The sequence below is a fragment of the Arthrobacter sp. TB 23 genome (genome assembly GCF_000294595.1).
Taxonomy (GTDB): domain Bacteria; phylum Actinomycetota; class Actinomycetes; order Actinomycetales; family Micrococcaceae; genus Arthrobacter_D.
The window spans coordinates 1-25,759 of record NZ_ALPM01000100.1 but is presented as its reverse complement, the minus strand read 5'-3'; the positions used below and the strand labels follow the sequence as shown (position 1 = coordinate 25,759).

Annotated in this window: 27 protein-coding genes and 1 pseudogene; 6 read left to right on the top strand and 22 right to left on the bottom strand. The window is 59.8% G+C overall.

Annotation, left to right across the window (positions count from 1 at the left end):
• Nucleotides 1–112: 112 nt before the first annotated feature.
• The 4 genes from B384_RS0114135 to B384_RS0114120 form a co-directional block, all read right to left on the bottom strand.
• On the bottom strand, nucleotides 113–1,159 hold the full coding sequence (locus B384_RS0114135) for a PDDEXK nuclease domain-containing protein (protein ID WP_019483755.1): 1,047 nt from the start codon (nucleotides 1,157–1,159) through the stop codon (nucleotides 113–115).
• Nucleotides 1,160–1,288: 129 nt separating this feature from the next.
• Nucleotides 1,289–1,543: a hypothetical protein gene (locus B384_RS0114130; RefSeq protein WP_019483754.1), complete on the bottom strand. Its 255-nt coding sequence runs from the start codon at nucleotides 1,541–1,543 to the stop codon at nucleotides 1,289–1,291.
• Nucleotides 1,540–2,196 carry an ECF RNA polymerase sigma factor SigK gene (sigK, locus tag B384_RS19015; RefSeq protein ID WP_019483753.1) on the bottom strand — a complete coding sequence of 219 codons (657 nt, stop codon included), beginning with the start codon at nucleotides 2,194–2,196 and terminating at the stop codon, nucleotides 1,540–1,542. The genes B384_RS0114130 and sigK overlap by 4 nt, the downstream gene beginning before the upstream one ends.
• Before the next feature lie 206 nt (nucleotides 2,197–2,402).
• On the bottom strand, nucleotides 2,403–3,155 hold the full coding sequence (locus B384_RS0114120) for an ANTAR domain-containing protein (protein WP_156809116.1): 753 nt from the start codon (nucleotides 3,153–3,155) through the stop codon (nucleotides 2,403–2,405).
• A 206-nt stretch (nucleotides 3,156–3,361) separates the two neighbouring features.
• Between B384_RS0114120 and B384_RS19795 the strand changes: the two genes are divergently transcribed.
• Nucleotides 3,362–4,216 carry a GAF domain-containing protein gene (locus B384_RS19795; RefSeq protein WP_019483751.1) on the top strand — a complete coding sequence of 285 codons (855 nt, stop codon included), beginning with the start codon at nucleotides 3,362–3,364 and terminating at the stop codon, nucleotides 4,214–4,216.
• Nucleotides 4,217–4,397: 181 nt separating this feature from the next.
• Here the strand turns inward: B384_RS19795 and B384_RS0114110 are convergent, their stop codons facing one another.
• The 16 genes from B384_RS0114110 to B384_RS19005 all read right to left on the bottom strand — a co-directional run bounded on the left by B384_RS0114110 (nucleotide 4,398) and on the right by B384_RS19005 (nucleotide 19,618).
• Nucleotides 4,398–4,658, bottom strand: coding sequence for a hypothetical protein (locus B384_RS0114110; RefSeq protein WP_156809115.1), 261 nt, complete (start codon nucleotides 4,656–4,658; stop codon nucleotides 4,398–4,400).
• Nucleotides 4,659–5,024: 366 nt separating this feature from the next.
• Nucleotides 5,025–8,009: a restriction endonuclease gene (locus tag B384_RS0114105; protein WP_035767271.1), complete on the bottom strand. Its 2,985-nt coding sequence runs from the start codon at nucleotides 8,007–8,009 to the stop codon at nucleotides 5,025–5,027.
• Nucleotides 8,010–8,051: 42 nt separating this feature from the next.
• A protein-coding gene (locus B384_RS0114100) for an IS3 family transposase (RefSeq protein ID WP_237715321.1) occupies nucleotides 8,052–9,316 on the bottom strand; the annotation gives its coding sequence in 2 pieces (ribosomal slippage) (nucleotides 8,052–9,013 and nucleotides 9,013–9,316; 1,266 coding nt in all).
• 511 nt (nucleotides 9,317–9,827) lie between these two features.
• Nucleotides 9,828–10,400: a recombinase family protein gene (locus B384_RS0114090; protein ID WP_019483746.1), complete on the bottom strand. Its 573-nt coding sequence runs from the start codon at nucleotides 10,398–10,400 to the stop codon at nucleotides 9,828–9,830.
• A 140-nt stretch (nucleotides 10,401–10,540) separates the two neighbouring features.
• Nucleotides 10,541–11,446: an AAA family ATPase gene (locus B384_RS0114085; protein ID WP_019483745.1), complete on the bottom strand. Its 906-nt coding sequence runs from the start codon at nucleotides 11,444–11,446 to the stop codon at nucleotides 10,541–10,543.
• Entirely contained in the window at nucleotides 11,433–12,914 is a 1,482-nt protein-coding gene (locus B384_RS0114080) for a Mu transposase C-terminal domain-containing protein (protein WP_024475802.1), read from the bottom strand. The genes B384_RS0114085 and B384_RS0114080 overlap by 14 nt, the downstream gene beginning before the upstream one ends.
• 12 nt (nucleotides 12,915–12,926) lie before the next feature.
• Nucleotides 12,927–13,490 carry a recombinase family protein gene (locus tag B384_RS0114075; RefSeq protein ID WP_024475803.1) on the bottom strand — a complete coding sequence of 188 codons (564 nt, stop codon included), beginning with the start codon at nucleotides 13,488–13,490 and terminating at the stop codon, nucleotides 12,927–12,929.
• A gap of 253 nt (nucleotides 13,491–13,743) precedes the next feature.
• Nucleotides 13,744–14,190 (bottom strand): hypothetical protein, encoded by a 447-nt coding sequence (locus tag B384_RS0114070; RefSeq protein WP_237715320.1) that lies wholly within the window; start codon nucleotides 14,188–14,190, stop codon nucleotides 13,744–13,746.
• A gap of 1,270 nt (nucleotides 14,191–15,460) precedes the next feature.
• Nucleotides 15,461–15,793 (bottom strand): DUF3040 domain-containing protein, encoded by a 333-nt coding sequence (locus B384_RS20265; protein WP_083850954.1) that lies wholly within the window; start codon nucleotides 15,791–15,793, stop codon nucleotides 15,461–15,463.
• 186 nt (nucleotides 15,794–15,979) lie between these two features.
• A complete protein-coding gene (locus B384_RS0114055; RefSeq protein WP_019483739.1) occupies nucleotides 15,980–16,447 on the bottom strand; it encodes a succinate dehydrogenase hydrophobic membrane anchor subunit in 468 nt (155 codons plus the stop codon).
• A complete protein-coding gene (locus tag B384_RS0114050) occupies nucleotides 16,444–17,028 on the bottom strand; it encodes a dTMP kinase (protein ID WP_019483738.1) in 585 nt (194 codons plus the stop codon). Before B384_RS0114050 ends, B384_RS0114055 begins: the two co-directional genes overlap by 4 nt.
• A complete protein-coding gene (locus tag B384_RS0114045) occupies nucleotides 17,025–17,240 on the bottom strand; it encodes a hypothetical protein (protein WP_019483737.1) in 216 nt (71 codons plus the stop codon). Before B384_RS0114045 ends, B384_RS0114050 begins: the two co-directional genes overlap by 4 nt.
• A 142-nt stretch (nucleotides 17,241–17,382) precedes the next feature.
• Nucleotides 17,383–17,715, bottom strand: a complete 333-nt coding sequence (locus tag B384_RS0114040; protein ID WP_019483736.1) for a helix-turn-helix transcriptional regulator — start codon at nucleotides 17,713–17,715, stop codon at nucleotides 17,383–17,385.
• A gap of 70 nt (nucleotides 17,716–17,785) precedes the next feature.
• Nucleotides 17,786–17,983, bottom strand: a complete 198-nt coding sequence (locus tag B384_RS19790) for a hypothetical protein (RefSeq protein ID WP_019483735.1) — start codon at nucleotides 17,981–17,983, stop codon at nucleotides 17,786–17,788.
• 32 nt (nucleotides 17,984–18,015) lie between these two features.
• Nucleotides 18,016–18,378, bottom strand: a complete 363-nt coding sequence (locus tag B384_RS0114030; protein ID WP_019483734.1) for a helix-turn-helix transcriptional regulator — start codon at nucleotides 18,376–18,378, stop codon at nucleotides 18,016–18,018.
• A 58-nt stretch (nucleotides 18,379–18,436) separates the two neighbouring features.
• Complete coding sequence (locus B384_RS19005; protein ID WP_019483733.1) at nucleotides 18,437–19,618, bottom strand: TerC family protein; 1,182 nt, start codon at nucleotides 19,616–19,618, stop codon at nucleotides 18,437–18,439.
• A 268-nt stretch (nucleotides 19,619–19,886) separates the two neighbouring features.
• Between B384_RS19005 and B384_RS21300 the strand changes: the two genes are divergently transcribed.
• Together B384_RS21300 and heR are read left to right on the top strand one after the other, a co-directional pair.
• Nucleotides 19,887–20,012, top strand: a complete 126-nt coding sequence (locus B384_RS21300; protein WP_272942578.1) for a hypothetical protein — start codon at nucleotides 19,887–19,889, stop codon at nucleotides 20,010–20,012.
• A 101-nt stretch (nucleotides 20,013–20,113) separates the two neighbouring features.
• On the top strand, nucleotides 20,114–20,953 hold the full coding sequence (heR, locus tag B384_RS0114020; RefSeq protein ID WP_019483732.1) for a heliorhodopsin HeR: 840 nt from the start codon (nucleotides 20,114–20,116) through the stop codon (nucleotides 20,951–20,953).
• Nucleotides 20,954–21,175: 222 nt separating this feature from the next.
• Here heR and B384_RS19000 read toward each other — a convergent pair whose 3' ends face one another.
• A complete protein-coding gene (locus B384_RS19000; RefSeq protein WP_156809117.1) occupies nucleotides 21,176–22,252 on the bottom strand; it encodes a TerC family protein in 1,077 nt (358 codons plus the stop codon).
• 477 nt (nucleotides 22,253–22,729) lie between these two features.
• Between B384_RS19000 and B384_RS0114010 the strand changes: the two genes are divergently transcribed.
• Entirely contained in the window at nucleotides 22,730–24,037 is a 1,308-nt protein-coding gene (locus B384_RS0114010; protein ID WP_019483730.1) for a hemolysin family protein, read from the top strand.
• A gap of 429 nt (nucleotides 24,038–24,466) precedes the next feature.
• Complete coding sequence (locus B384_RS0114005; RefSeq protein ID WP_019483729.1) at nucleotides 24,467–24,781, top strand: helix-turn-helix transcriptional regulator; 315 nt, start codon at nucleotides 24,467–24,469, stop codon at nucleotides 24,779–24,781.
• On the opposite strand, the gene B384_RS0114000 is transcribed toward B384_RS0114005, so the two are convergent.
• The gene (locus tag B384_RS0114000; protein ID WP_019483728.1) at nucleotides 24,778–25,095 is read right to left on the bottom strand and encodes a P-II family nitrogen regulator; all 318 of its coding nucleotides are present in this window, start codon (nucleotides 25,093–25,095) and stop codon (nucleotides 24,778–24,780) included. The two genes, B384_RS0114005 and B384_RS0114000, sit on opposite strands and share 4 nt — an antisense overlap.
• A 45-nt stretch (nucleotides 25,096–25,140) precedes the next feature.
• On the opposite strand from B384_RS0114000, the pseudogene B384_RS21165 reads away from it, so the two are divergent.
• Nucleotides 25,141–25,759: pseudogene (locus B384_RS21165) on the top strand (IS3 family transposase); the annotation flags it as partial.

Below are 25,759 nucleotides of genomic sequence, written 5' to 3'. Positions count from 1 at the left end.
GCTTTGGAGATGCACGGACTTCAGTCTTCGGGGTCCTCTTCCACGGTAAGGACTGGAAGGAACGCGGCCACAGAGTATTGCTATCCCACAGTGCGGGAAAGACTATTCAGCCTTAATCTGTCGAGCCATCGGGTACCTCGAGCTGATCGAAGGCCGCGCTGAGCTCTTCAGCTCCCGGAAGGGCCTCCTTCTCTCCCGCGGGGAGGGATTCATAGGTGTAGGTGGACACTGCCATGGGTGAGTCTGCCCGTCCTAGGGCGTATCGGACGGTGTGCTCATTTTTACTACCGCAGATGAGGATCCCGACGGTCTCCCGATGTGCGGGGAGTTTGAGCTGGTCATCGACCAGGGCGACGTAAAAGTTCAGTTTCCCGGCGTACTCGGGTTGGAACTTGCCGGTTTTGAGTTCGATCACGAAGTACCGCAGCTGTTCGACGTGGAAGAACAGCAGATCGATGTAGAAGTCATCGCCGCCGACGTCGAAGTGAACCTGCCTGCCAACGAACGCGAACCCTGGGCCGAGTTCCCGTAACGTGTCAACGATCCGCTCTGTGAGAGCCCGCTCGAGGTCTCTTTCGGCTACCTCGCCGGTCAGTCCCAGGAATTCAAAGGCGTAGGGGTCTTTAGCAACCTGCTGCGCGAGCTCAGAATCCGCGGGGGAAAGGCTCCGGGTAAAGTTCGACGGGGCCGCCCCGGTGCGCTCCATGGACTCGTTCATAATCATGTTCGACAACACGTTCCGTGACCAGCCGTACTCAACCGCCGCTGACGCGTACCAATCACGGCTGGATGCGTCGTTGAGTTTATCCAGAAGGGTGATGATGTGGCCCCACGGCAATTGTCCAACAGGCTGTTGGACAATTGAACTTTCGTTCCATGCGGCCGCGAAAGCGCGCATGTACTGCAGGTTGCTACGCGACAACCCGGTCATATCCGGAAATTCTGCACGTAGGTCCTCTGCAAGCTGCTGCACTACTTTGGTGCCCCACCCCTGACGGTCACGCTGAATGAGAATCTCGCTCCCGATATGCCAGTACAACTCGATCAGCTCGGTGTTGACGGTCCGCTGGGCTCGAAGACGGGCATCCCGAACCCGACCTTTGAGTACTTCGAGTGTTTCGCGGTACCCGTTGGGAAGAACGACTTCGGCAGGTGTCATAGCCTCATTCTCCCGACGGAAACCTCTCGGCCACGAATTTGAAGAGACATGTTCGTTTTTAGCGACACGCAACACGCAACAGGGCTATTGGCGCTTCGTGTGAAGTGTACGGGAGCCCCGAGGAAGCGTTTAGGAGTCATTGGGGTTGCGGGCTGAGTGTATTTGGTTGTCGAGGTCTTCTAGGTCGCTGATTGCTGCGCTGATAAGTCTTTGTCGGCTTGCTGAGAGTGAGGCGTTGAGGTCGCAGGTCGAGTTGTCGTTGGTGCAGGTAGTGAGGGCGCCCAGGATGGTGCGTACCAGTAGCGGGCGGGCTGATTCGAGATCGGTTAAGTGCTGGTCGGGGGTTCTCGTAGCGTAGTGCTGTTCGTGGGTGGTGATGATCATTCTGGTTGGTGTCCCTCTAGACAGGTTCGGAGGCTTTTCAGTCCGTCTCGGATTCTCGTTTTGATTGTTGATAGCGGGATGGAGAGGTGTTCGGAGACTTGCCGGTAGGTCATGCACTGGTAGTAGGCAAGATTGATTGCTTCGCGCTGGAGATGGGAGAGGCTTTTGAGGCAGGTGCTGACGGTTTGCGCTTCGATTTTCGTAGCGACAGTCTCGGCTACCGTGTCGTAGTCCGGGGTGTGGTTATAAGTTGCCCAGTGGGCTGCCCGGTTAGTACTGGATTGTTCCGCGCGTACTTTATCGACTGTTCGGCGGTGTGCGATGGTCATGAGCCACGCTGTCGGGGTGCCTAGCGCCTGGTTGTAGCGGTGGGCTTCTTGCCACACGATGAGGTAGATGTCCTGGGTGGCCTCTTTCGCCATTTCGGTATCGACGATGATCCGGCGGGTAAGGCCATAGACCTGGCGGGCTGTCTGGTGGTAGAAAGCGGTGAACGCGTCGTGGTCGCCCCGGCTGATCCGGTGAAGGTATTCGGCCAACCTGGTGTGATCCGCTGTGAATGTGGCGCCTGGTTTTTTGGGTGCTGTTGGCGGGTTGTGGTGTTGGTTTTCTTGGTCGACGGCAACAGGTCTTTCGTTGGCGTCTGCGCCCATGGGGAAGTCCTCGGTGCTGGTTCGCCGTGCGGTCAGACGGGAACCTTCGGTTGAACAGTGAGACGGACGGTAACCGAGGCCGTCCCTTTACTTAAAGTACTGCATGCCCCTTGATGTCATGACGGACACCGGGCATGAATGATCACGTGTCATCCTGCCGGTGGAAACCGTTGACGAGTGAGGCTTGAAACTCAGACTGCAGCGTTTTATCTGCCCTTCTGACCGGGTGCGGGGACGAAGTGGGTGCTTGCTGGTTCCGCGTTGATTGATTGAACGATTTCTTCGGCCAGGGCACGTAGTTTGAGGTGTTGTTGGCTCGAAGCGCGTCGCAGGACCTGGACCGCTTCGGCTTGAGTGCAATGGTTTTGGCCGATGATGATCCCTACCGCAATATCGATGTTGGTCCTTGATTCCATTGCTGCGTGGAGATCCGCTGTAGCGTCCCGATACGATCCAAGTTTCAGGGCCAACTCACAGCTGATAGCAGCGTCGGTGGCGTAACCCTGGAAACGGTCGATCATGTCGGGGGTGAAAACATTGGGGCGGCGCGCATACACACCAATTCCAGCTTGTCTGCCCGCACTGATCAATATCTGGGTTCGAAGGACCGAAGCGATACTGCGCCCTTTGAGAGCCTCCCGGTAGGCGGGCCAGGGGGTGTCGGCCCCGGTATTGTGCACCACGATCATCTGGACGGTACCCGTCCTCGTTTCCGTGGGCCAGGGATTATCGGCGATGCTGTGCTGGAGCTTTTCGAGTTCAATGGCTTCGGGGCTGCTGCCTTCGGTCAGGGCCAGGTCTTCACCGGTGAGGGTGATCCCGCAGAGAACAGTGATATCCGGCTCGAAAAGTGTCGAGGTGTAGGCGGTGAACGCTGCAAGGAACGAGTCCATGCTCTCGGAGCGCAAAACCATTTGTTGAAGCTGCGCCGTCATCGCCCCATCACCCCGGCCATCCATGGGATAAGTCTAAGGACGTAGAAAATCTACGCTAGAGTCAGGTTCCCTTTTATCTTGCCGACCTATAAAAATGACCAGGGTTTCCTGCTGTATACGGGGGCTCTCGGCTAGCCTTATCTCAGGTCTCATCAGTAGGTAGTTGATCAGGAACCAAGCACTGTAGGTACGGAAGGTGGCTGGTCCCGGTAAGCGGGTTCGAGGTAGTGATGGATGAGCAGACGCAGCACCAGCTCACCGTAGCCGGGGCGACTAAGGCCGGGCTGGAACCAGTCCAGCTATGGATCGCATACTTTGCCCGCGGCGGTACCCTGTCCCAAATTGAGATAGAAGCCTACCTACAAGGCGTACTGGACATCCCCCTTGAAGAACGTGACGTCCTCGCTTTGACTGTCAACGAGGTGTTGCAGGCCACCACCTCCGGGTACCGGGTTCCCTATAGCGACGATGCACAAGTCACCAACACCGGCAGTCAGGGTGAGGCGGTGTCCAGCAGCTTCAACCAGGCGCAAGACGTCCTGGATCAGGCACTCATCGATTTAGGTGCTGCGGGGAGGCCTTTCCTTCGTCCGGAACAGGCCGAACATCAACGCTTGCTCTCCGTTGACCGGACGTGCTTGGCGGAAACGGGCGCTGAGGAACGATTCGACCGGATTATCCGCCAAGCCCAGGAACGGTTCGGGGTCAGTTCCGCCAGTGTGGCCCTGATTACCGATCGGATACAGTTCCTCAAATCAGTCGTTGGCCCGCTCAAGCAACACACGCCCCGCGACATTGCGTTATGCAACGAAACTATCCGTCATACCGGACCCCTGATCATCAACGACACTCTGACCGACGCACGGTTCAAAGACAATCCGCTAGTGACTGGCGAACCCCACATCCGTTTCTACGCAGGCCACCCCCTCTTCGGGTCCAAAGGCTGGGCGATCGGGACTTTCTGCATCATCGACCAACACCCCCGAGAATTTACCGCCAAAGACGAAGAAGACCTCCGCGCCCTCGCCGCGGTCGCCCAACACCAGATCGAAGTCACGACCTTCAACAACCCGCAACACCAATGAGTCGGTGTCCTCTAGCCACCCTCAACGTTGCTCAGTAGGCTTGGTACTGGTCGCAGAGTAACCCGCGGCCGTAGGTGCCGGTTGCTCTGGAACGGTATCCCCCAAGCCCTCCAGACACCGGCACCGCCACGCCAGAATCCCCACCCACACTTTGCACAAAGATCAAAGGGTCTAGGAATTGCTATGCGGCTTGGTCCGCGGAACGTCGTTGCAGTTCATCGCGGAAGGCTACGTAGTCGTCACCGGCGCCGAACCGAGGAAAGTTTTCATCCATCTCTCGAAACATCCAGGCACACATATACTCCAGCTCTGGAATAGAAAGAGCAGCCAGATCCAGCAGGATCGCTGGAACGTTACCGTCTTCTAGATCAAACATAATGTTCACGTCGGAAGCTGAAACTTGCGACTGCGGACCATTGGTTCTAGCGAAGTTAAGGCTCATGAGGTACTCCACAAGGTCAACATCTTCTGGTGGGCCCGCTGCTAGACCAACGACCTTGAGCATATGTCACAGAAGAAATCTTCGTACACCCGCTCTGCCGCCCGGATCAAGGCGACATACTAGAACGTTATCGGCTCTTTAGATCAGTTGCTTCAGGTCAAGGGTTTGGTAGCCAGTGTCGATTATTCCAATCCTCCGGAAGGCCTTCGTCGGCGGGCTGGTCGGCCGCTGATGTTGTCCGCTGGTAGAGGGAACACGACCGAATCGTCCGCGCGCATGGACTTGGCCGATTCATTTGTATAGCGCCTCGCCGGGCTTCAATGTAACCAGAACTGCTGGCAGTAATCCGGCTTTTTCCGGGACTGCTCATAGCTGCCAACTCCCTGGCGCTGACACTGCATAGTTGTCAATACCAATTGCTGCGAAGTGCTTCTTTGCAGACTTGATTTTGGCAAGCTCGGTTGGACGTAGCTTTGAGTCATCGAGAGTACTCTTGGTCTCACGGATCATGTAAATTCGGTCTTCACCATTCTCTTGCTTAATAACCGCCCAATCTGGGTTGTACGTACCGACCGGGGTGTTGATCTTGAACTTGGCTGGAAGCTTCATGAACAGCTTGACGTCCTCGCGTGAGTCGAGCAGCTCAGCAAACTGACGTTCCACGTCGGAGTCGAAAACGACATAGTCGAAGTCGGTCTTCTGCGTGTGTTGTACCTGATACATCTGATCAAGGAAGCGCTCCTTTTCCTCTGTGCCGTCTTTCTGCAGCTCGCGCAGCTCATAAACCGAGCCGGCAATTTTTTCATACTGAATACCCTCGACGACGATCTTGGCCAGTTCCCCCTGGAGCGCCCGCTTAGCCATTGCAATGAAATCGTTGGGGTTGCCGATGAACTCACTCAACCGTTCACTGCTAAGCAAAATATCGACGATCGTTTTGCGAGTGAGGGAGGTAGCTTCCTGGAGTTCGGTAATGATGTCGGGAAGGTCGTAGCTGCCCTTCAGATCCGCTGATCGGGTGCCCAGCTGTTCGCCCTTCGCCCCACCTCGGAGAACCTTCACGCCAGAGCGGGTGACCTGGATGCGCAGGGGTTCGATATCTGCAGACGCTTTAATCGCCGCGACTGCGTTCTTGATGATCTCGTCTCGGCTCACGCGTACCCGATAGGTCGTCTTGCGACTAATCGCCTCCCAGAATTCCTCGAACTCCGGCATTGAGTAGAGCAGTTTGTTAAGTACGCGAGGCTGGCGTTTGCTGATCGGTTTGACGTACTTGCCGATGTTCGCGCGGGCGATCAAAGCGCTTATTTCGGTCTCGTATGCCTCGTACTTTTCGGGGAGTTCGAGACTGAACCCAAGCGTGTTTGGTTGAAACTTTGGCGTGACGATACCGTCAGCGATGAACCCGCGGGATTTGAGATGGTCCCAAACTTCGACCGAGCGCTTGTAGCCAAATAGATTATCGGAAAGCACTCCGGCAGGGTCCTGAAGCGCAATCTTGGAGAATTCGCTTAGTCGTACGCGCCCGATCTCGACCCCTGCGTCCTTGTACTCACGCTGCAGGTTTTTCGCGAACACCTGGTACGACTCGTTCGCAATTACGGTAAGAGTGGCAATGCCACTATCGGCGACGCGCACATAGCCTTCGTCGGTCTTAGCAACCGGAAGTCGGAGGCCGCGCCCGAGAGTCTGGCGACGCTCAGCCTCCGCGCCCACCTCGCGCAGGGTACAGATTTGGAACACGTTGGGGTTATCCCAGCCCTCCCGTAGGGCCGAGTGGCTAAAAATGAATCGTACCGGTTCATTTTCATCAAGTAGTCGTTCCTTGGCCTGCATGATCAGCTCGTAAGCATCATCGTCGGCTTTCGTGCCGCCGGATGAGTCTTGAAAGCTCGTGGTCTTACCACGCCTAATCTGCGAGAAGTACGCGCGACGAAGCTCGCCCGGGGCCTGTGGGAGAAGTTCCTGGTATCGCGTGGACTTGGCGCGTTCTTCGATGAAAACCTCGTCGAACCAGGTGACGAAGTCGCCATTCGCGTCTTCATTGTTCGTGCCATCACCCAGATAGTTCGCCACCTTGTCGACAAAGAAGAGGCTGAGCACCTTGATGCCCCTGGTACGTAGCATCGCTTCCTTGCGGAGGTGTTCGCGGATGGTCTCACGGATCATTTCTTTATAGACCGCGCCGGCGGATGCGCCGATGCTCTCGCCTTCGTAGAGGAAGCCGTGCGTAGTGAGGTCGATGTAGGCGGTCTCAATGCTCATCTCGTTGATTCGCCAGCCGACGTAAATTGGGTTGTTGGTGAGGCGAGGGTCCGAAAGTTCCTGGTGCCGCTTCACGGTGACGATACGGCGATTCAGGGACCCATCTGCTTTGCGGCAAGATAATTCCAGGCGCGCCGACCACGACGGCTCGCGCCGAACCTCAACTAACTTTATGTAGGGCGTCGCGTCCGCGCCCTGCTGCTGCACCTCGGCGATGACAATTTGTTTTACTAGCCCAAGATCGTGAGCGTCGACGGGGTCGAGGCGGTAGACGACGTTGCGCTGCTTCTTATGTGTGGCGCTGTAGCGGAGAGTGAAAACCGGATCGAGTTCGCCAACCGCGGATTGGGACAGCTGCGATTCCATGTTCTGCGGCTCGTCCATAATGACAACCGGATGAGTCGCCTTCAGATAATCGATGGGGCGCAGACCATTGAGCTTGTCGCGCATCTGATGGATGATGCGGGTATTGGTGTTGCCGCGAATCGAGTCGATCGTCATGATCAGGATCTGCACGTTAGTCGACGTTGCGAAAGACTGAACCTCTTCCGGGCTCTTACCGCTGTAGATCGACGAGTCGAAGGTGATGTTGTGCTTCGTATACAGGCCCTCAAAGTGCTTCCGCATAAGCCGGATGCTCGTACTGATCCCTTCGCGGATCGCAACGCTCGGCACGAGAATTACGAACTTAGTGAAGTTATACTTCTGCGCAAGCTCGAAGATAGTGCGCAGGTAAACGTAGGTTTTGCCCGTTCCTGTTTCCATTTCGATGTCGAAGTCGAGCGCGTCGTTGTAGAGCTTTGGGGAGACCTCGAGTCCGTTACGATCCTGCACAGCCTGCAAATTAGCGAGGATCAGATCGTGACCGAGCACTAGGCTATTACCAACGGCGCCAACCTCTTGAGTTAGGTCGATGTCTAGTACAGCCTGGTTGGGTTCGTTGTTAACTACAGCCGACTCTCGGAGGGTCGTGAGGAGCTTTTCGGCATCCTTCGGCTGCCCATCGAAGAGGTCGAGAACCGACGCGATTGCATCAAGCTGATACTGCTGACTGGCGTCGAACTGGAACCCTGCACCACTCATCATGCCGTCCAAACTGAACCGCCCTGGGTTTGATGGAGACTCGCGCTATTTGATTTCCACCAGTTGATTGATGGTGGTTTTGCCAGCATAGAACGCCTGCTCGAATTCTGCGGGCGGAATGTCGCCGAGGTAGCCGTGCAGACGTTCGGTATTGTGCCAGTGAACCCATCCGAGGGTCGCTAGCTCGAGGTCCTCAACCGTTCTCCAGGGACCAGATCGGGCGGGTCCGCGGACGAGTTCGGTCTTGTAATAGCCGTTCACGGTCTCGGCCAGCGCATTGTCATAACTGTCGCCGACGGTCCCGATCGACGGCGCCGCACCGATCTCGGCAAGACGTTCGCCGTAGCGAATCGACGTGAATTGACTGCCCGCATCGCTGTGACAGCGCAAGTCACCGTGATGGGTGCCGCGGCCCCACCGTGCCATCTCGATCGCGTCGAGGACCATCTCGGTGCGCATGTGCGACGCGCACCGCCACCCGACGATCATCCGACTGAACACGTCAATGATGAAGCAGACATACGCGACACCAGCCCACGTCGGAACGAAGGTCAGATCGGTCACCCAAAGCCGGTTCGGGGCCACCGCGGTGAACTCACGGTTCACCAAGTCCGGATGCCTCCTCGCGGCAGGATCCGGACTCGTCGTCTTCACACGCTTTGAACGCATCGCACCTTCGATGCCCGCAGCGCGCATCAGCCTGCCGGTCTGATCTCGGCCGATGTCGATCCCGGCGCGACGGGCTGCTTTCCAGAGTTTGCGGACCCCGTAGACACGGTAATTGTCTTCCCAGAGTGTGATCAGATCCGGAGTGAGGACCGCATCGCTAATGGCTCGCGCCGATGGTGCGCGGTTCTTCGCGGCGTAATACGTGCTCGGAGCCACCTGCAGCAGCGTACAGATGGGCTCGACTCCGAGCCGGCGTCCCTCAACGATGTCGTCCTTGTTCGCATCGATGAACGAGACTATTTCCGATGTTGGCGGTCGAGCTCCGCCCCGAAGAAACTCGCGGCGCGCTTGAGGATTTCATTCGCCCGCCGCAGCTCACGGTTTTCCTGCTCGAGCTCGCGCAACCGCCTGGCCTCCGATGTACTCACCCCTGGGCTCTGGCCATCATCAACATCCGCTTGCCGCACCCACGCCCGTACCGATTCAGTCCCATATCCTAGTTGCGACGCGACCCGATGCACTGTTCCGTGCTCGGTCCCCAGCTCCGACCGCAAGGTCCGAACCATCCGGACTGCAGCAGCTTTCTCCTCCGGTGAATACCGACGTGCCGTCGACTTCCCAGATCCCTGACTCGTTGCCATGACTCTATTCTCGTTTCCAAGATCAGGAGTCTCCAACAAACCCAGGGCGGTTCAGTCCCTTGGTCTGCTGCCTTGACGTAGTTCTTCGACTCCGCAACGAATGTGTCATTTTCGAATGGTTTACCGCGAAGCACGCCTCCGAGGTCATAGGAATAAGGCTGATCGCCGTAAGGCCACATAAATGCGAGCCTGCTTGGACCTCCGTCGTCCATGTTCGTATAGGAATGTCGGACTCTCGTAGTCGAGTCCAACCACAGCTTCGCCTGCCGTGTTCCCTCTTCCCCGAGCTTATGTTTTTGTTCCCCCGGCGCCGGTGGTTTCTCGATTGGCATGCCTAATGATAGCCGCGACATCGGTCAAATTTACGTAACTCTGTACCCCATAACGCCCCAGAGTTGCCCTCCAACCTCAACAGCAGACGGCTGCGAGTTAGGATGGCGGGCCTGTACCGATCAGTTCACTCACGCTGACATAAACGATTTATGTTCGATCTGGAGCTTCCAGATCGTTCCTAGGGTGTCCTCTGCACGATTCGGTACACCGTGCTTCTGGCGACTTTGAAGAGTTCGGCGATCTCGGTGGTGGTGTGTTGTCCTTCCTTACATAGGGAGACCAGGTGCGCTTCTTGGCTCTTGGTGAGTTTGGGTTGTTTGCCGCGGAGTCTGCCTTTGGCTTTGGCGACTTGCATGCCTTCGCGGGTGCGGGCGCGGATGAGGTCTGATTCGAATTCGGCGACCATGGCGAGGACGTTGAAGAGGAGCCGGCCGACGGGGTCGGTGGGGTCGTGGACGGATCCGCCGATGCTGAGCTTGATCCCTCTTTTGGTGAGGTCTTCGATGATGTCGCGCGCGTCGGGGAGTGATCGGGCGAGTCTGTCGAGTTTGGTGATGACGAGGGTGTCGCCGGCCCGGCACGCGGCGAGGGCTTCGCGCAGCCCTGGTCGTTCGCGGTTGGTTCCGGTGAGTCCGTGGTCGACGTAGATCCGGTCTTCGGGCACGTTCAGTGCGGCGAGTCCGTTGCGTTGGGCGGTGAGGTCTTGTTCGTTGGTGGAGACGCGTGCGTATCCGATGATGTGTCCGGCCATGGGTTTCACTGTAGCGCTTGAGCTACCTAAGCGAGACAGTTTTACGGGCGGGGTAAACGCGAATCCGAAATCCCAGGTTTCATATGGGATTTTCGTCGGCGTGTGAATCGCAGCGGTAAGTGGCGTTGTTTGCGCGGAATTCAGTGGCCGATGAGGAGTGCTTCGCGGGCGGCGTCGACAACCTCGGGGGTGAGTGTGTCGAGGTTGTTGAGGGCCTGGATGCGTTGGATTTGGGTGATGAGTCGATCAACGAGGCGGAAGTTCCCGGCGGTGATGCGGACGATGGTCGCGATCGCGGTGGTTTGTGCGAGGGGGTCGGTTGTTGTGGTGCTGGCGGGGAGTCGTTGGGTGAGGACGGCGGTGAGCTCCTCTGGGGTGAGTGGTCGGTATTCGTGGGCGAATCCGATGCGGCTGTAGAGCTGGGGGTAGCGGGCGAGTCTTTTCTCGATGCCGGGCATCCCGATGAGGATGACGCCCATGTGGTGGCGGTCGAAGTAGTCGCGGACTTGTTCGAGGCCAGTGGCCTTGAGCCGGTCAGCTTCATCGATGATGAGGAGTTCGGTGCGGCCACTCGATCGGGATTCGGTGTGGACGTAGGGGTCGACGACGCCGTGTTCGGCGTAGTCGACTGCGAAGGAGATCTGTTGGCAGGCTTTCGGGAGGCCGGTGTCGATTTGCCGGACGGTGGCGGCGACGGTGGGGGTGAAGAACGCTGTGCGCGCTTGGAGGACCGCGGGCGGCACGGGGCCGAGCTGGTCGGCGAACAGGGTGTGCCATTGTTCCCAGTCGTCGGCGGCTGCGTAGTGCCGGGCGGAAAGGGTTTTGCCGATGCCGGGCGGTCCCCAGCACAGCCCGATGTAGCGGTGGGTTCGGACGGCGTCGGCGAACTCGGTGAAGCGGCGGTGCTCCCTGGTACTGAGGAAAGGGGGACGGGTCGGTAGTGGTGGGGCGTCGTCGTTGACCTCGGCGAAGTCGCCGGTCAGGAAGCGGCGGCCGTCGTCATCTTTGCCGAAGAGGACTGTGTGCTTGGCGTTAGTCGGTCGCATAGAGACGCAATCTGTTCTGTCGGGGAGCTACCTCTACGGGCGGCGGCGCTGGAGTGGATTCCGCGTCGCTCGAGTCGGTCAGCCCGGTCAGGTGTGATGGATCGATCGGTGTGTAGCGGGTGTCGGTAGGGAGCGCGTCAGCGAGACTGCGGCGTTGCCGGAGTTGCTGTTTGAGCTCACGCCGGCGCGTGGCGCGGGCAGCCCGGAGCTCCTCTAGGGAGACGTGTTCGGCGGCGAGCTCGGGGGCGATAGCGCGGCAGAGGTACTCGTTGTTGAAGTAGACGCGGATCTCGCCGACATCGCGGGGGGTGAAGCGCACGGTGACATGCTCACCGACATAGGCGGCGAGGATGGGTGAGATGTATCGGGTGGAGGCGAACTGCACGCCGTCGCGCTGCACTTTCCGGGTGGCAGCTGCAGTGAGGAGGAGCAGGTCTAGGTCTTCGGGCCGGGCGGGGCTGCGCGGGATGAAACCGGAGGAGGCCCAACGGTGTGCGGGTGTGTCGCCGGTCTGGGAGTGATTGCGCTGGTTGTACTCGGTGACGATGAAGCGTTCAAGGATCCCGTCGAGTTGCTCGAGATTCAGCGACGGCGGTGAGACGGGTTTCCCGTTCGTGCCGTGGGGGATGTACCCGGGCAGGTGGGGCAGCAACTCGGTGGTGATCGTGCCGTAGAAGCGTTCGATCTTCCCGCGGCCCTGCGGGACGCCGACCTGTGAGTGGATGAGCTGAATGTGGGTGTCGAGGCACACCTGTTCGAGTCGGGCGGAGGTGAAGTCGGAGCCGTGGTCGCTGTAGAGGACATCGGGCAGACCGGACACAGGCCAGGCGGGATGCGTCTTGCGGTTCACGGCCTGATGCAGTGCCAGGGCGGTCTGCTCGGCAGTCGGGGCACCGAGGAACACGGTATAGCCGGCGACAGCACGCGAGTAGTCATCGAGTACGACGGTCAGCCACGGCCGCGCCGGGTCGCCGGCCTTGTCGAGGATCATGACGTCCAGCAGCGTGTGATCGGCCTGCCACTGCTCGTTCGGGTGGTCCGCGGTGCGACGGAAGGCCAGTTCGAACCTGTCCCGGTATGCGGCGTCCCCGTGATGGGCGAGGGTCCGCAGGCCCGGGTCGATGCCGGCGATGATCGCCCGGACGGTGGAATAGCTGGGCGCCGGGAGCCCGCGGTCGCGGGCGATGTCGGCTACCCGCCGGTGGATGAAGGCTTTGCTGGGTTCGGGCCGGCGAAGCGCCAAACCCTCGATAGTTTCCACGAGCTCTGCGGGAAGCCGCCTTCTACCGCGGTCACGCCGACGGGCTGGCCGGAGGCTGGTCGACGATGGATCGGTCCGGTACGTGCTGGCCCAACGGCTCAATGTCCGTAACGGAACCCCCGACTCCGCGGCGACACGGGTCCACGGAACGCCCTGGTCGTGCTGGCGCAGCAGGTCGATCTTGTCATGGACGCTGCGCCGCACCACGGTCGTCCGCCTCTATGCCCTGACGTCTTCGCCGAGATGGCGGTAGATCGTCCCACGCGAGACCCCGAACGTCTCCGCGATCTGCTGCACCGTGTATGTCTTCTCGTCATACATGGCCCGCGCCTGACGGATCTTCGTCGTACTCATCTTGATCCGCCCACCACCTTTACGCCCGCGAGCCCGCGCTGCAGCCAGGCCGTCCTTCGTACGCTCCACGATGAGATCGTGCTCGAACTCCGCGATCGCCGCGAGCATATGGAAAAACAACCGCCCGCCCGGAGTCGTCGTATCAATACCCTGCGAAAGCGCCTTCAACCCGACGCCCCGCTTCTCGAGCCCATCCACGACTTCCTTCAGATTCCGTACCGACCTGCCAAGTCGGTCGAGCTTCGTCACGACCAGGGTGTCACCGGCACGCAGATAGTCCAGCGCGTCATCGAGGGCTGGCCGCTTCGCAAGAACGCCGGAGGCGTGTTCGATGAAGACCTTTTTGCACCCGGCAGCTTCGAGCACATCGGTCTGACCGTCGAGATTCTGCTCCCGGGTCGACACGCGCGCATAACCAACAGCTGCCATAGCCCGAAACTGTACCGCGAACGTCGGTGACAGTACATAGGTCTCGGACACGGCCCATGGAACACGACGCACCGTTCCGAGTCCTCTTGCTGTTAAGTGTCTTATGGACGGTCGTTCGCGGACGCTGGCCGCGAATTGCTCCGTATGAGCGTAAAGATCTGGATCCGCGGCTCAGGATGAATGAATTCCTCGGTGCCTCAACAGGGACGCCCTTCGCGTGGCTCTGTGCGCAGCAGTTTCGATGGCTTCGCCACTATCCGGTGACCAGAGCTTTGAGGAGGGCGGCTGCCAGGCATAGTGCGGCCAGGGCCAAGCCCAGGATGAAGGTCTGAGGAACTACCCGTTCGCTTCGAAGATGTGCTACTACCCATCCCAGGCTGCCCAGTCGGACGACTGTGATGAGGATTGCCAGTTGCAGCGCAAACTCCGGGTCAATCCAGCCCACCAGTGCGGCGGTCATGAGAAGTGCGGGGCCGACCGCGGCTGATGCTATCGGTACTGCATGCCACGCCTCACGTTTGAGGTGCGACGTGGTTGCTTGGTCGGGTGCCGCTACCCGGATTCCGACGTGTTCGGCCAGCACGTGTGCGATGAAGGTTGAAGCGCCAGTGCCGATGATGTAGGTCAGAGCTTTGAAGGTGAGTAGGTCCTGTGGGTACAACGCGATAAGCGCAGCAAGGATCAGAATGTCCCCGTACACGAAAGCTGTGATCCTGCCCGAGGCGTCTTCCCTGCTGAGCGGCCGCTTCGAACGCAGGTGGAAAAGCTGATAGACCGAATCCCGGACAAAACGATATGTAGACCTCTTCAGGTGGTCCTGGTTCACAAACTGCTTCGCTCTCTCGTGTGTGGTGTCACGCGTGTGTCGACGCGATCGCCGAACGTCAGTGCACCGGAACCCGCCCTGCGTCGTCTGCCGTGCAGAAAGGGTTGTGGAAGACGCGATGGACGCATATCGCGTGGTCTCGCTGTTGATCTCCAGAATCCTGCCAAAGGCAGTGATGTAGAAGCGCAGCGGGTGCGACAGGTCTGAGGACAGATGAGTTAGGGCATATAGGGAGCGTAGTACGGTAGGGAGTCATCAAGGACAGGCACCAGTACGGTGAAGGAACCGCCCGCGTGAGTGACGGTCATTGGCACTACTGACCCTGCATCAGCGCCGGCTCGCTCAAAGATAAGCGGACCCGCACTCTCGAGACGAACCGAGTTCCTGCCGCGGACTAACATCCTTTCGGCTTCTCCCGCCACGGTGATCTCGAGCATAAGGTCCTTATTACCATCGTTGATGATGGTGCCCAGAACACGCCCAGGCTCCTCGGCGGACTCGCCAACAATCAGAATGTTCTGCAATCGGACGTTTCCGCTTGATTCGTGCACTCCGTTACTGGAGGAGTCTTTCATCCCTGTACCAATTGGGTTCGTGAACGAGCACCCACACAACGTCATTCCGAGCACTACAACACCGCCGATCGTTACAGCAGACTTAGCTCTTGTTCTCACCTGGGCTTGGAAGGCTCCTACACGCCGCGCTACGACCAAGGCATGATTGTGAGCTCGATTCCAAGGGCCAGGTAAAGGTGAACGCGGGTGCTGGGCCCTTGAGGTGGCGGCGGTCCATGTGCGGTCAGAACTGTTCACGCGAGCCTACTTCCAGTCAATTACTGCACCCGCTGGAGGTCTATCCCAGCCGCAGCATGCAGTCCTGTCCGCCGAAGAGTGCAGGGACTCTCGTTGCGACAACGAACTGGATATGGGGATGCTTCCCTCCATTACAATAAGTAAAGCAAACTTCACCTATTGTGGCTAGGGCCGCCGGCCAAGCTCACTCCAGGCCGTGGCAGTGCAGGTGCTGCGTTTCGCCTGTCTACTGTTCGTGCGTCGGACCCTGTGTTCTGAGTCGCTCCCAGCAGTACGGACGGCGACGGATCAGGCAGCGTACTGACATGAAGGTATCGTCCAGCTCGACCTTCTTAAAGGGGCTTCGTACTCGACTGCGGACCCGACGGACGTGTCGGACCCGGCGGTGATGTGTCCCTTTGTTCTGGTGGAGGCGGTGGTGTTCCTACGATGCCGCCGGCGACCATGATGACGAAACCGGCGACACCTATAGCTGGGGCGGACAGTGCTATGGAGGTGATCACGGTGAGCATCCCTACGACGATCATGATGACCGCTGCTTTGCGACGTCGTGGGGGGTGCGGGAAATTTGGGTGTTGCAGGCGCGGGGCGCGCTCAGAATCCTCGATCGCGAAACGCAGTTCGAGCTCCTCGAACCGGGAGCGTTCTTCGTCCGATAGTGCCATGACAGATTTCTCCTTACAGGTGTATTGGACCGGTCGTTGTTGGCCTCAGCATCGAGTTGGGTGAGAAGTCGACCGGTGTTGGCGGCACGAGCGGTCACTTGGTTGCCGATCGGCTGCCTTCGGCGGTTTCCGTGATCGTTTACGGCTTCGTGACATGCACGGCCAGACCTTGTGCCGGTGAGAGTTCTAGGGTGGTCCGGCCGAGCACAGCGCGGGAAGCGTGCTCGGGGAAGCTCCGACGGGGCAGGGGTCGAAGGTGAAGATGACCAGGGAACCGAGTGCGATGATGACCGCGGTGCAGGTGTAGAGCACGGCTTTGAGCATCATGCGTGTCCGGGCGGTGTCGGTGTAGTCGTTGATGATGACGCGAAGCCCGTTGGTGCCGTGGAGCATGGCCAGCCAGAGCATGATCAGGTCGAACCATTGCCAGAAGGGGTGTGCCCATTTGCCGGCGACGAAGGCGAAGTCGATTTGGTTGATCCCGTCGCCGAGCACGAGGTTCACGAAGAGGTGCACGAAGATCAGCACGACCAGGAGGGCGCCGGACCAGCGCATGAAAAGCCATGCGATCAGCTCGAAGTTGCTTCCTGTCATCGATCGGCTGCGGGGTGCCCTGATGGGGGCCCTTGTGCCGTCGTTTCGGGGCGTGCTCATGAGGGGAGCCCCAGACCGCACACACCGAGTTCCTGCAGCATGGCCTCGACGAGTTGCCCGGCAGGGTTGCTGGCGTCGATGGTGATGAAGGACGGAAATTCTACGAGCTCCCGGTAGGCCTCGTCGAAGGCGTGGAGGTGCTCGAGGGTCTCGGTGTCCGCGGCCCGCCGTCGGATCCTGCTGTAGGCGATGTCGGGTGGCACGTCGAAGTAGAAGACGATGTCGGGGGTAGGCAGGGCCTTGGACAGGAAGGGCAGGAACCAGCCTGATTTCAGGCCCCTCGCTTGCCTCAATGCCGCCTGGCAGTACAGGTATCGGTCCATGATGACGACCCTGCTACCTGGCCGGGCGCGCAGGTGAGAGATGAGCACGTTAATGCAGCGGATACTCGTCTCGACAGTATCGAGCAGGCGCACCGGGGGCTTGATTTTCCGCCTACCACACCAGGCCGTGATGCTCCGCCGCCCAGAACTGTTCTTGGTGAAGACCGCAGGATACTCGGCCGCGCTAAGCTGCTGCGCGAGCATCTGCCCGGCCGTCGTCTTGCCCGCCCCGTCGATTCCGGTCAGAACGATGATCATGGTCCGCCACCGCCGCGCGGGTAGCGGAAGAGCGTAGGGACGGTAGAAACCAAAGCATTGATGCGCTGTTCCATGACCTGCAATGCGGCGTCCGCAGCGGTGTCAACAGTCTCGTCGATGCTCTCAGCGTTGCCCTGGCCTGCTTCACCCAGCCCTGATTCTCGTTCTGGTGATCGGTGATCAGACTGGAACAGGCGGCCCCCGTCGATCATGGCCTCTTTCCAATCCTCGTGTCCGCCGCTTCCTGCCCCTCGGAGACAAGGATCTCCCGACGATGCATGGCATTGCGGTGAGGTCGGGCCAGGACACCGGCCGGCAGTGACCTGATGCTGGTGGGGGTACGGGTGGGCGCTCTCACGTTCTGTCCTTCCGTGTCGTTGTAGCGGTTGATCCGAAGATCGATAGGAGTGCGTCGACTTCCTGATGAGCGATCGCTGGGTGGCGAAAGTGCTGGTGCGCGTTGATGACATAGCGTGTGCGCCGTCCTTCCTTGATGCGCTGCAGGTATCCCGTGTCCTCCAGGTCCTTCAGGATGTGCAAGGTGGCCCTGCCGGTGATCCCGACCCGTGCGGCTATGTCATCGACCAGGGCGCTCGGGTCCCCAGCGACCACGATGAGGACATGCCCGTGGTTCGTCAGGAAAGTCCACGAATGGGCGTGGGCACCTCGTTGCTCTGGTGGCGTCATTAACGGTTGCTCTTCTGCTGGTGTCGGCCTCGCGCGCGCCAGAGGTACTGCGCCGCTTCTGATCTCAGAGCTATTCGTCACTGTCCTCGTCCTGCCCGTCGTCTTGTCCGTCGTCTTGTCCGTCGGGGCTGCCGTCTTGGTTTTCGGCGTCTTCCTGCTCCTCGACTCCCGGTCCTTGCGGCACTTGCGTGTCGTCGCATCCGGTGATCAGCAACGCCCCTGTAAGGAGGAGCCCGGACCCGAGGAGGGCTGTTCTGCGGTGTTTCATGAGGAGTTTCCTTCTGGTCGTAGCCCGGGGTCCTAATAGCGTGTATCGGCTGGCGATTGAGTGAAGATCGCCAGGAGCGCACCGATCTCCTTGTGCGAGGTCGCCGGGTGGCGGAAGTGCTTGTGTGGGTCGATGGTGTAGCGGGTGCGCCGTCCCTCCCGCATCCGGTACAGGTACCCGGTGTCCTCCAGATCCTTCAGGATCTGCAGTGTCTTGCGTGGGCTGATGCCGACCGTGGCGGCGATGTTCTCGACCAGGGGGTGCGGGTCCGTCGCGACGACCAGCAACACATGCCCGTGCTGGGTGAGAAACGTCCACGGGTGTCGTCGGGCGGTGCGGCGGCTGGTGTACAGGTCGACTGGTGTGGTGGGTCGATTGGTGGGCGCTGATGGCATTGTGATTCCTTTCCTGGACAGGTTTTGTTACGAGTGAGGGATGACGACAGCTCGGTGGCTAGTGGCGCGGTGCGTCGAAGTGGTCACCGCTGGAGGAGCGACCCGGTGTGCTTTGATCACCGCTGTGTGCGGCATCGTCCACCGGATCCTGATCAGCGTCAGGTGCCGGCGCAGCATCGACTGATGCGGCACGCGAGGCGCCAGGTGATGGGGCCTTGGCTGTGGTTTCCCGGCGGGTTCGCTTCCACAGGGGCTCGAGTTCTGCCAGTTCCTCGGGTTCCGCGGTGCGGAAGGGCGCTTCGGCGGGCGCAGGTGGTTCATGGCGTCCCTGGCCGCGGGTCTTGATGAGGCTGGCCGCGATGGAGACGGTGAGGATGGTGGTGATGACGGCGAGGGAGATCGTGGTGGGGATGTAGTAGAGGTCGATCTTCAGGGCCATCTTGATGCCCACCCAGATCAGGACGATCGCGAGTCCGATCTTGAGGTACACGAAGCGGTGGATGAGGTCGGCCAGGAGGAAGTACATGGCGCGCAGACCCAGGATCGCGAAGGCGTTGGCGGTGAAGACGAGGAACACCTCGTCGGTGACGGCGAAGATCGCAGGAATGGAGTCCACGGCGAAAACGATGTCGGTGACTTCGACCAGGACCAGGACCGCTAGAAGCGGGGTGGCGAGCAGGATCCCGTTCTTGCGGATGAGGAACCGCTGGCCATGGAAGGCATCGGTCATGGGCACGTAGCGGCGGAAGAGTTTCAGGGCACGGGATTTTGAGGGGTCGATGTGTTCGTTACGCTGGATGAGCATCCGGTACCCGGTGAAGAGCAGGAACGCGGCGAACAGGTAGAGGACCCAGCCGGCGCTGGCGATGATCGCGGATCCGGCGGCGATGAAGATCGCCCGGAAGACCAGGGCGCCGAGGACCCCGAAGAACAGGACCCGGTGCTGGTACTCGCGGGGGACGGCGAAGAACGTAAAGATGATGGCCCAGACGAAGACGTTGTCCACGGCCAGGGACTTCTCGATGAGGTAGCCGGCGAAGTACTGCTGACCGAACTCGGCCCCCCAGAACCGCCACACGATGGCGCCGAACGCGACGCCGAAGAACACCCAAACAGCCGACCAGGCCGCGGCCTCACGGACGCTGATCACATGGGCTTTACGGTGGGCAACGAGATCGACGACGAGCATAATCAGGATGAAGCCGATGACGGCGAACCAGACCCACAACGGGACGTCCATGAATAAGCACCTTCCAGTTAGTTGTTGAACCATCTGGAGGTCTCTCCCGGCCGAGCGGAATCGGCCCTGTCCGCCGGAGGATGCTGGGATCCTCGTAGTGACGACGAACGGACAGGGGATACTCCCCTCCATGTACTGACAAGTGAAGCACAGTTCACCCATTATGGGAAGGGTTCTATCGACGACGTTCGCGTCCTGCTGTGCCGACTGCCTTGACGACGCTGGAGAGGAACCGCTCTTCGCCACGCTCTCTTACTGGAGGACTCAGATGAACCACTCGCCCTGGCGACCACCGGGAGCATGCTGCAACTGGCCGGAGGTGGGCGGTCGATCCGATGCGATGCTGCGGTTGGACCTGGACCTGGACCTGGGCCTAGAGCAACAGAACTGCTGAAAGACTAATTGCTGAGAGACGAAGCATTCCTAGGCACACTGAATGGTCAATGTTAGCTTGATGGCCCCGGACGATTTAGGTTCGCTCTTATCAGGAGTGCCATGACCCGTGCAGCCCGCTCAAACTCAGACATCAGTCCGGCTGACGTGAGCGATGTGAGCCCTCATAGCTTCCGTCGACTGCGACGCATCAACGTCGTAGCCGGCTCGCTGCACCTCCTGCAGGCCGTGATCTTCACGATCATCCTGGCGATGCTCGACAACCAGGTCACGTTTCCCGTCACCGCGGACTACCTGGCAGGACCGCCCGGATTCCCGCTCCCGCCCGAGCGCGTGGAACTCTTCGCGGTCAACGTGGGCGCCGGCGTCGTGGTGTTCGTGGCACTGTCCGCCCTCTTCCACTTCGCGGTTGCCTCACCGGCATTCTTTCCGCGCTACGAAGCCGGCCTGAGGGTCCAACACAACTACTTCCGCTGGGTCGAGTACTCGCTAAGCTCGTCCGTGATGATCTGGCTCATCGCGCAAACCACCGGAATCACCGACATCGCAGCCCTCATCTGCCTGTTCGCCGTCAATGCGGCGATGATCGGCTTCGGCGCCCTTCAAGAGAAGTATGAGAGGCCCGGTAGCGGCAATTTCTTACCCTTCATCCTCGGATCACTGGCGGGGATCGTGCCCTGGATCGCCATTTTGATCTACTTCCTGTCCATCGGATCTACGAGCGCGGCGGAACCGCCCGCCTTCGTCTACGGGATCATCATCTCGCTGTTCCTGTTCTTCAACATTTTCGCCATCAACCAGCTGCTCCAGTACCGGCAGGTCGGTCCCTGGCGTGACTACCTGTACGGCGAACGCGCGTACATAATCCTCAGCCTCATCGCCAAGACCGCCCTAGCCTGGCAGGTGTTCTCCGGCGCGATCATCCCTGCCCTGACTAACTGAGCGGCACACCGGCGCTGGTGGGCCACCGAACGCTGCAAGAACCACGCCACTTATCGCTGCGATCCACACGCCTCTCGCTGGGAAGGAGTCACTGGCGGTGGCCCAGAACTGCATCAAGTCCGCCTTCGCGTGTAGCTCGCACCCTTTCGTCACCTGAGTGGTGACGAAAGGACTCCCGGCCACCGGGTACAGGTGACCGGGAGTTCCTTTCCGGGGTGTGGGCTACTTTGTAGATCCCGTGGTTGTGTTCTCGGATTCGTTGACTGTGCTGGCGTTAGCGTCCTTGGCTGTCAGGACGTCCTGGCCGTCGACCTGGGAGCGATCGTCCTTTGGAGTATCGTCGCCGCGGGTCTTGAGCAGGCTCGCGATGGTGGCAACGGCGATTGTCGCAGCGATGAAGAGCAGCGAGAACCAGATGGGAATCTCGGGAACCCAGAGGAGCGGTTCCCCGCCATTGACGAAGGGCAGCTCGTTGACGTGCAGGGCGTGGAAGACGAGTTTCACGCCGATGAACCCGAGGATGACCGCCAGTCCCTGGGCGAGGTAGACCAGCCGTTCGAGCAGTCCTCCGATGAGGAAGAACAATTGGCGCAGACCCATCAACGCGAAGGCGTTGGCGGTGAAGACGATGTAGGCCTCGTTGGTCAGGCCGTAGATCGCGGGGATCGAGTCGACGGCGAAGATGAGGTCCACGAAGCCGATGGCAACAATGGTGAGCAGCATCGGTGTGACGAAACGCTTGCCGCCCTTCACCACGGTGAGCTTGTCCTGGTGGTACTCGTCGGTGACGGGCAGGACCCGGCGCACCAGGGTCATGAACTTACCGTTAGCCGGGTTGGACTCGTGATTTCCGAAGGCCTGCTTGTAGGCGAGGACGAGGAGCAGCGCGCCGAAGATGTAGAAGATCCAGGAGAAGTTTTCGATCAGGGCCGCTCCGATGGCGATGAAGCCGCCGCGCAGGATCAGGGCGATGATGATCCCGATCATCAGTACCTTCTGCTGGTACTTCTTGGGTACGGCAAAGCCTGCCATCACGATGAGGAAGACGAACAGGTTGTCGATCGAGAGGGCCTTCTCGGTGAGGTAGCCGGCGAAGTACTCGCCGCCGAAGGTCCAGCCGGAGGTGACACCGATACCGACGCCGAACAGCAGGGCAAGGCCGATGTAGAACGCGGACCATCGCGCGGATTCACCGATGGTCGGTTCGTGGGGTTTGCGCACGTGGGCGAAGAACTCATAGACGAAGAAGAGGATCGTCACGGCAATGGTGATGAACCAGATCAGGGGCGTGACCTGCATGAGGCGGTACTCCAAGGTATAGACGTCGGGCATAGGCGCCAAGGTCTCCTCCGCCCGGCATAGCCGGAACTGAACGGCCCGGAATGCTTCAGTGCATCCGTATTGGCGGGCCGATCACAGACGGGAGTACTCCCCTTGATACATGAAGCCTAACGCATGCGCGACCGTCTAAATTCCCCGGCGCGCTTATGATGTCGCGGTACACGCGGGGTTTTCTTACGTCGAAGGATCGTAGGTGATCACGAACTGTCGGGGGCCTAGAGCCGCATCCTATTCTGCAAGGAGGAGGATGGAGGGCACTGGTATCCCGGACGTTAAGGTGAGATCTCGTCTTGCCCCGTCGGTGTTCGAGTCGACCAGTGGGGTTGCCATTTCCTAGAGTGGAGGTATGACACGCTCCCCTGAATCCTCATCTGACCGCGATAGACCCGGTGCCCGGCGGAGGCCGGGCAGGCTGCCTGTTCTTGAGGTGGCCCGATGAGCGGGGAATTGGGGTTGAATATCGCGTTGGTCGTGGTGTTCGTTCTCATCGGTGGTGTGTTCGCAGCAACCGAGATGGCTTTGGTGACGTTACGTGAGAGCCAGGTCAACGCGATAGCCCAGCGTGGGAAGCGCGGCGAGAAGGTTGCTGCGCTGGCTCGTAACCCGAACAGGTTCCTGTCCGCGGTGCAGATCGGCGTGACGGTTGCGGGGTTCGCGTCCGCCGCGTACGGCGCTTCGTCGATCGCTCCGTCGGTGGCGCCGTTGTTTGTGTCGCTCGGACTGGCCGAGCCGGTCGCGTTGACTCTTGCCACGATTCTGCTCACCCTCATCGTGGCCTACCTGTCCCTTGTACTTGGTGAGCTCGCACCGAAACGCCTAGCAATTCAACGCAACGCACAATTCGCTTACGCGGCGGCACCGGTGCTCAATGGGTTCGCGGTGCTCATGCGGCCGGTGATCTGGCTCCTGTCTGTATCGACGAACGCAATCGTCCGGCTTCTCGGAGGTGACCCGCACCGCACCAGTGAGGAGATGACGGAGGAAGAGCTCCGAGACATCGTAACGAGCCACGAAGGGCTGCCCGAGGATGAACGACGCATCCTCGATGACGTGCTCTCGCTACGCGACCGGCAGATCAGCGAGGTTATGCGTCCCCGTCCTGAAGTAGTCACGATCACCAGCGCCGATTCTGTGGCAGAGGCAATCAAGCGCATCAAGGAACTGCCCTTCTCCCGGTACCCCGTGGTAGATCAGTCCATTGACGACATCACAGGCTTTGTCCATGTGAGAGACCTTTACGACGCCGCAGCGCAAGACCCGAACGGTCCGCTAGCGCAGGTTCTCAGACCAATCCCGTACTTGCCTGCTACCGCTCGTGTCCTGCCCACCCTCACCAAACTCCGCGCCCGCAACACACACATCGCCGTCGTTATCGACGAGTACGGTGGCACGGACGGGATCGTAACGCTGGAGGACCTGGTCGAAGAGGTCGTCGGTGAGATTTTCGATGAATACGACACCGACGCAGCACCAGTGAAACTCACGGACGGTGGCGGGGTCGTGGACGGGCGGCTCAACTTGCAGGACTTCGCCGAGACCACCGGTATCGAGCTACCCCGGGGCACGTGGGACACCGTGGCTGGTTTTGTGCTGGAGCGCTTAGGCCGACTCGCAACGCCAGGAGACACGGTCGAAGTGGACGGCGCGACCCTGCGGGTCACCAGCCTTGACCGACGACGTATCGCCGAGATTCTCGTCGTACCGTCGGAAACACAGCTTCAGGACGAGCCAAAGGTCAGCTAACAACTACCGGCTGCCGAGGGCGCGGCTGTCGGCTGTACCCATCCTGGGCACCGAAAATATCGCGTTTAGTATCCAGTCGCGATACTGAACGATTCAGCCGGAGGGGCATGGTGAAAGTCGCGGGGGACCGGGAACGTTCGTGCTATTCCTGAATCTCGGCTTGCCCAGGGTGTCTCGCAACCGTACGGTTGCGAGGCAATGAAGAATCTACTGCGAACCAATCGATTCCTGGGATTCTCGCGCCGTATGTCGAACTTGAAGTGCCCGCCGCCGGCAGTTTGCGACCAACGGCGCGGGTTGCGGGGACGTAGGGAAGCTTCACACACCCGGTGATTTATGGCATGCCTCCCGTTCTAAAGGCGTTCCAGAATTCGTGAATCGGCTAATGTCCAAGGGAGATAACGAAGATTTGAAACGAAGGAGACTGAAGTGGTTGACAGTAGGGCCGGCTGGACGTTCCTGACCAACCATGCCCACGTGCTGCTCACCATTGCCCGCGATCCCCAGATACGGCTTCGTGATTTGGCTGACACGGTAGGGGTGACGGAGCGTGCTGCGCAGAAGATTGCTGCTGATCTGGTGGAGGCGGGTTACATCACCCGGACCCGGGAAGGCCGACGAAATATCTATTCGGTAGTATCCGGTAGGCCGTTCCGGCACCCGGTTGACGCCGGCCACGAGGTCGATGAGCTCCTCGCGGTTTTGGTGCCCATGGGGCGGTCGGCGGAGGAAGGGAAGGTTTAGAACTTGGCGGGTCGCAATACTTCCACATCGCTGAGAAACAGGATCATTGCGTAGTCCGCGTAGTAGTGATCGCGAAGGTGGGCTGCGAGGCCTTCGGCTGTTGATGCGTCGCAGAGCACTTCGATGCGGATGTTGCTGCTTGCTTCCCAACCAGCGCCGCGGACACCCCGGCTGCCCTTTCCGCGGGCGTCGGTAATAGTGTATCCGTGGGCGTTGTGCTGCTCGATATCGCGGACGAGTGTTGTTTCCAGTACAGCCTCGGTGACGATGGTCAGGAGTTTGCGCTGAGGGACTGCTGAAGGTTTGCTTGACACTTTGCCTGTGAGGATTTGATCCTTGCTGGTGGAAGGATGTTCATCATGCCTAAAGCCTTTCCTGAAGAGTTCCGCCGTGACGTTATCGCGGTGGCCCGAAAGGGCGAAGCGCCCATTACCCAGATCGCGAAGGACTTCGGTGTCTCACCTGCGGCTTTGCACCGCTGGCTGAAAATCGCCGACCGCGAAGACGGGGTGAACCCCGGGGCCGTGTCCGATGACTCCGTGAAGCTCCGAGAGGCCAATAAGCGGATCCGGTTATTGGAGCAGGAAGCGGAAGTGATGCGCCGTGCCGTGGCCTACTTATCCAGGGACATCAACCCAAAAAAATGATGTACCCGCTGGTCCGTGAATTAGCTGCCCAGGACGCCCCTGTCAGGGTTCCTGTTGCAGTGTCCTGCCGGGTATTGAACTTCTCCAGACAGGCCTACTATCTGTGGGCCGCGAACCCCATCTCGGCCCGGGACTGGGAGGAAGCACATCTGATCAACGCCGCCATAGATCACCACCGTGATGACCCTGCGTTCGGGTACCGGTTCATCGCCGATGAAATCAACGCCAGCGCCCAGGTGGTGAGTGAACGAAGGATCTGGCGGCTGTGTTCAGCAAATGGCATCCTGTCGGTGATCCACCGTCGGCGCAGATCCGGGATCAAGACCGGCCC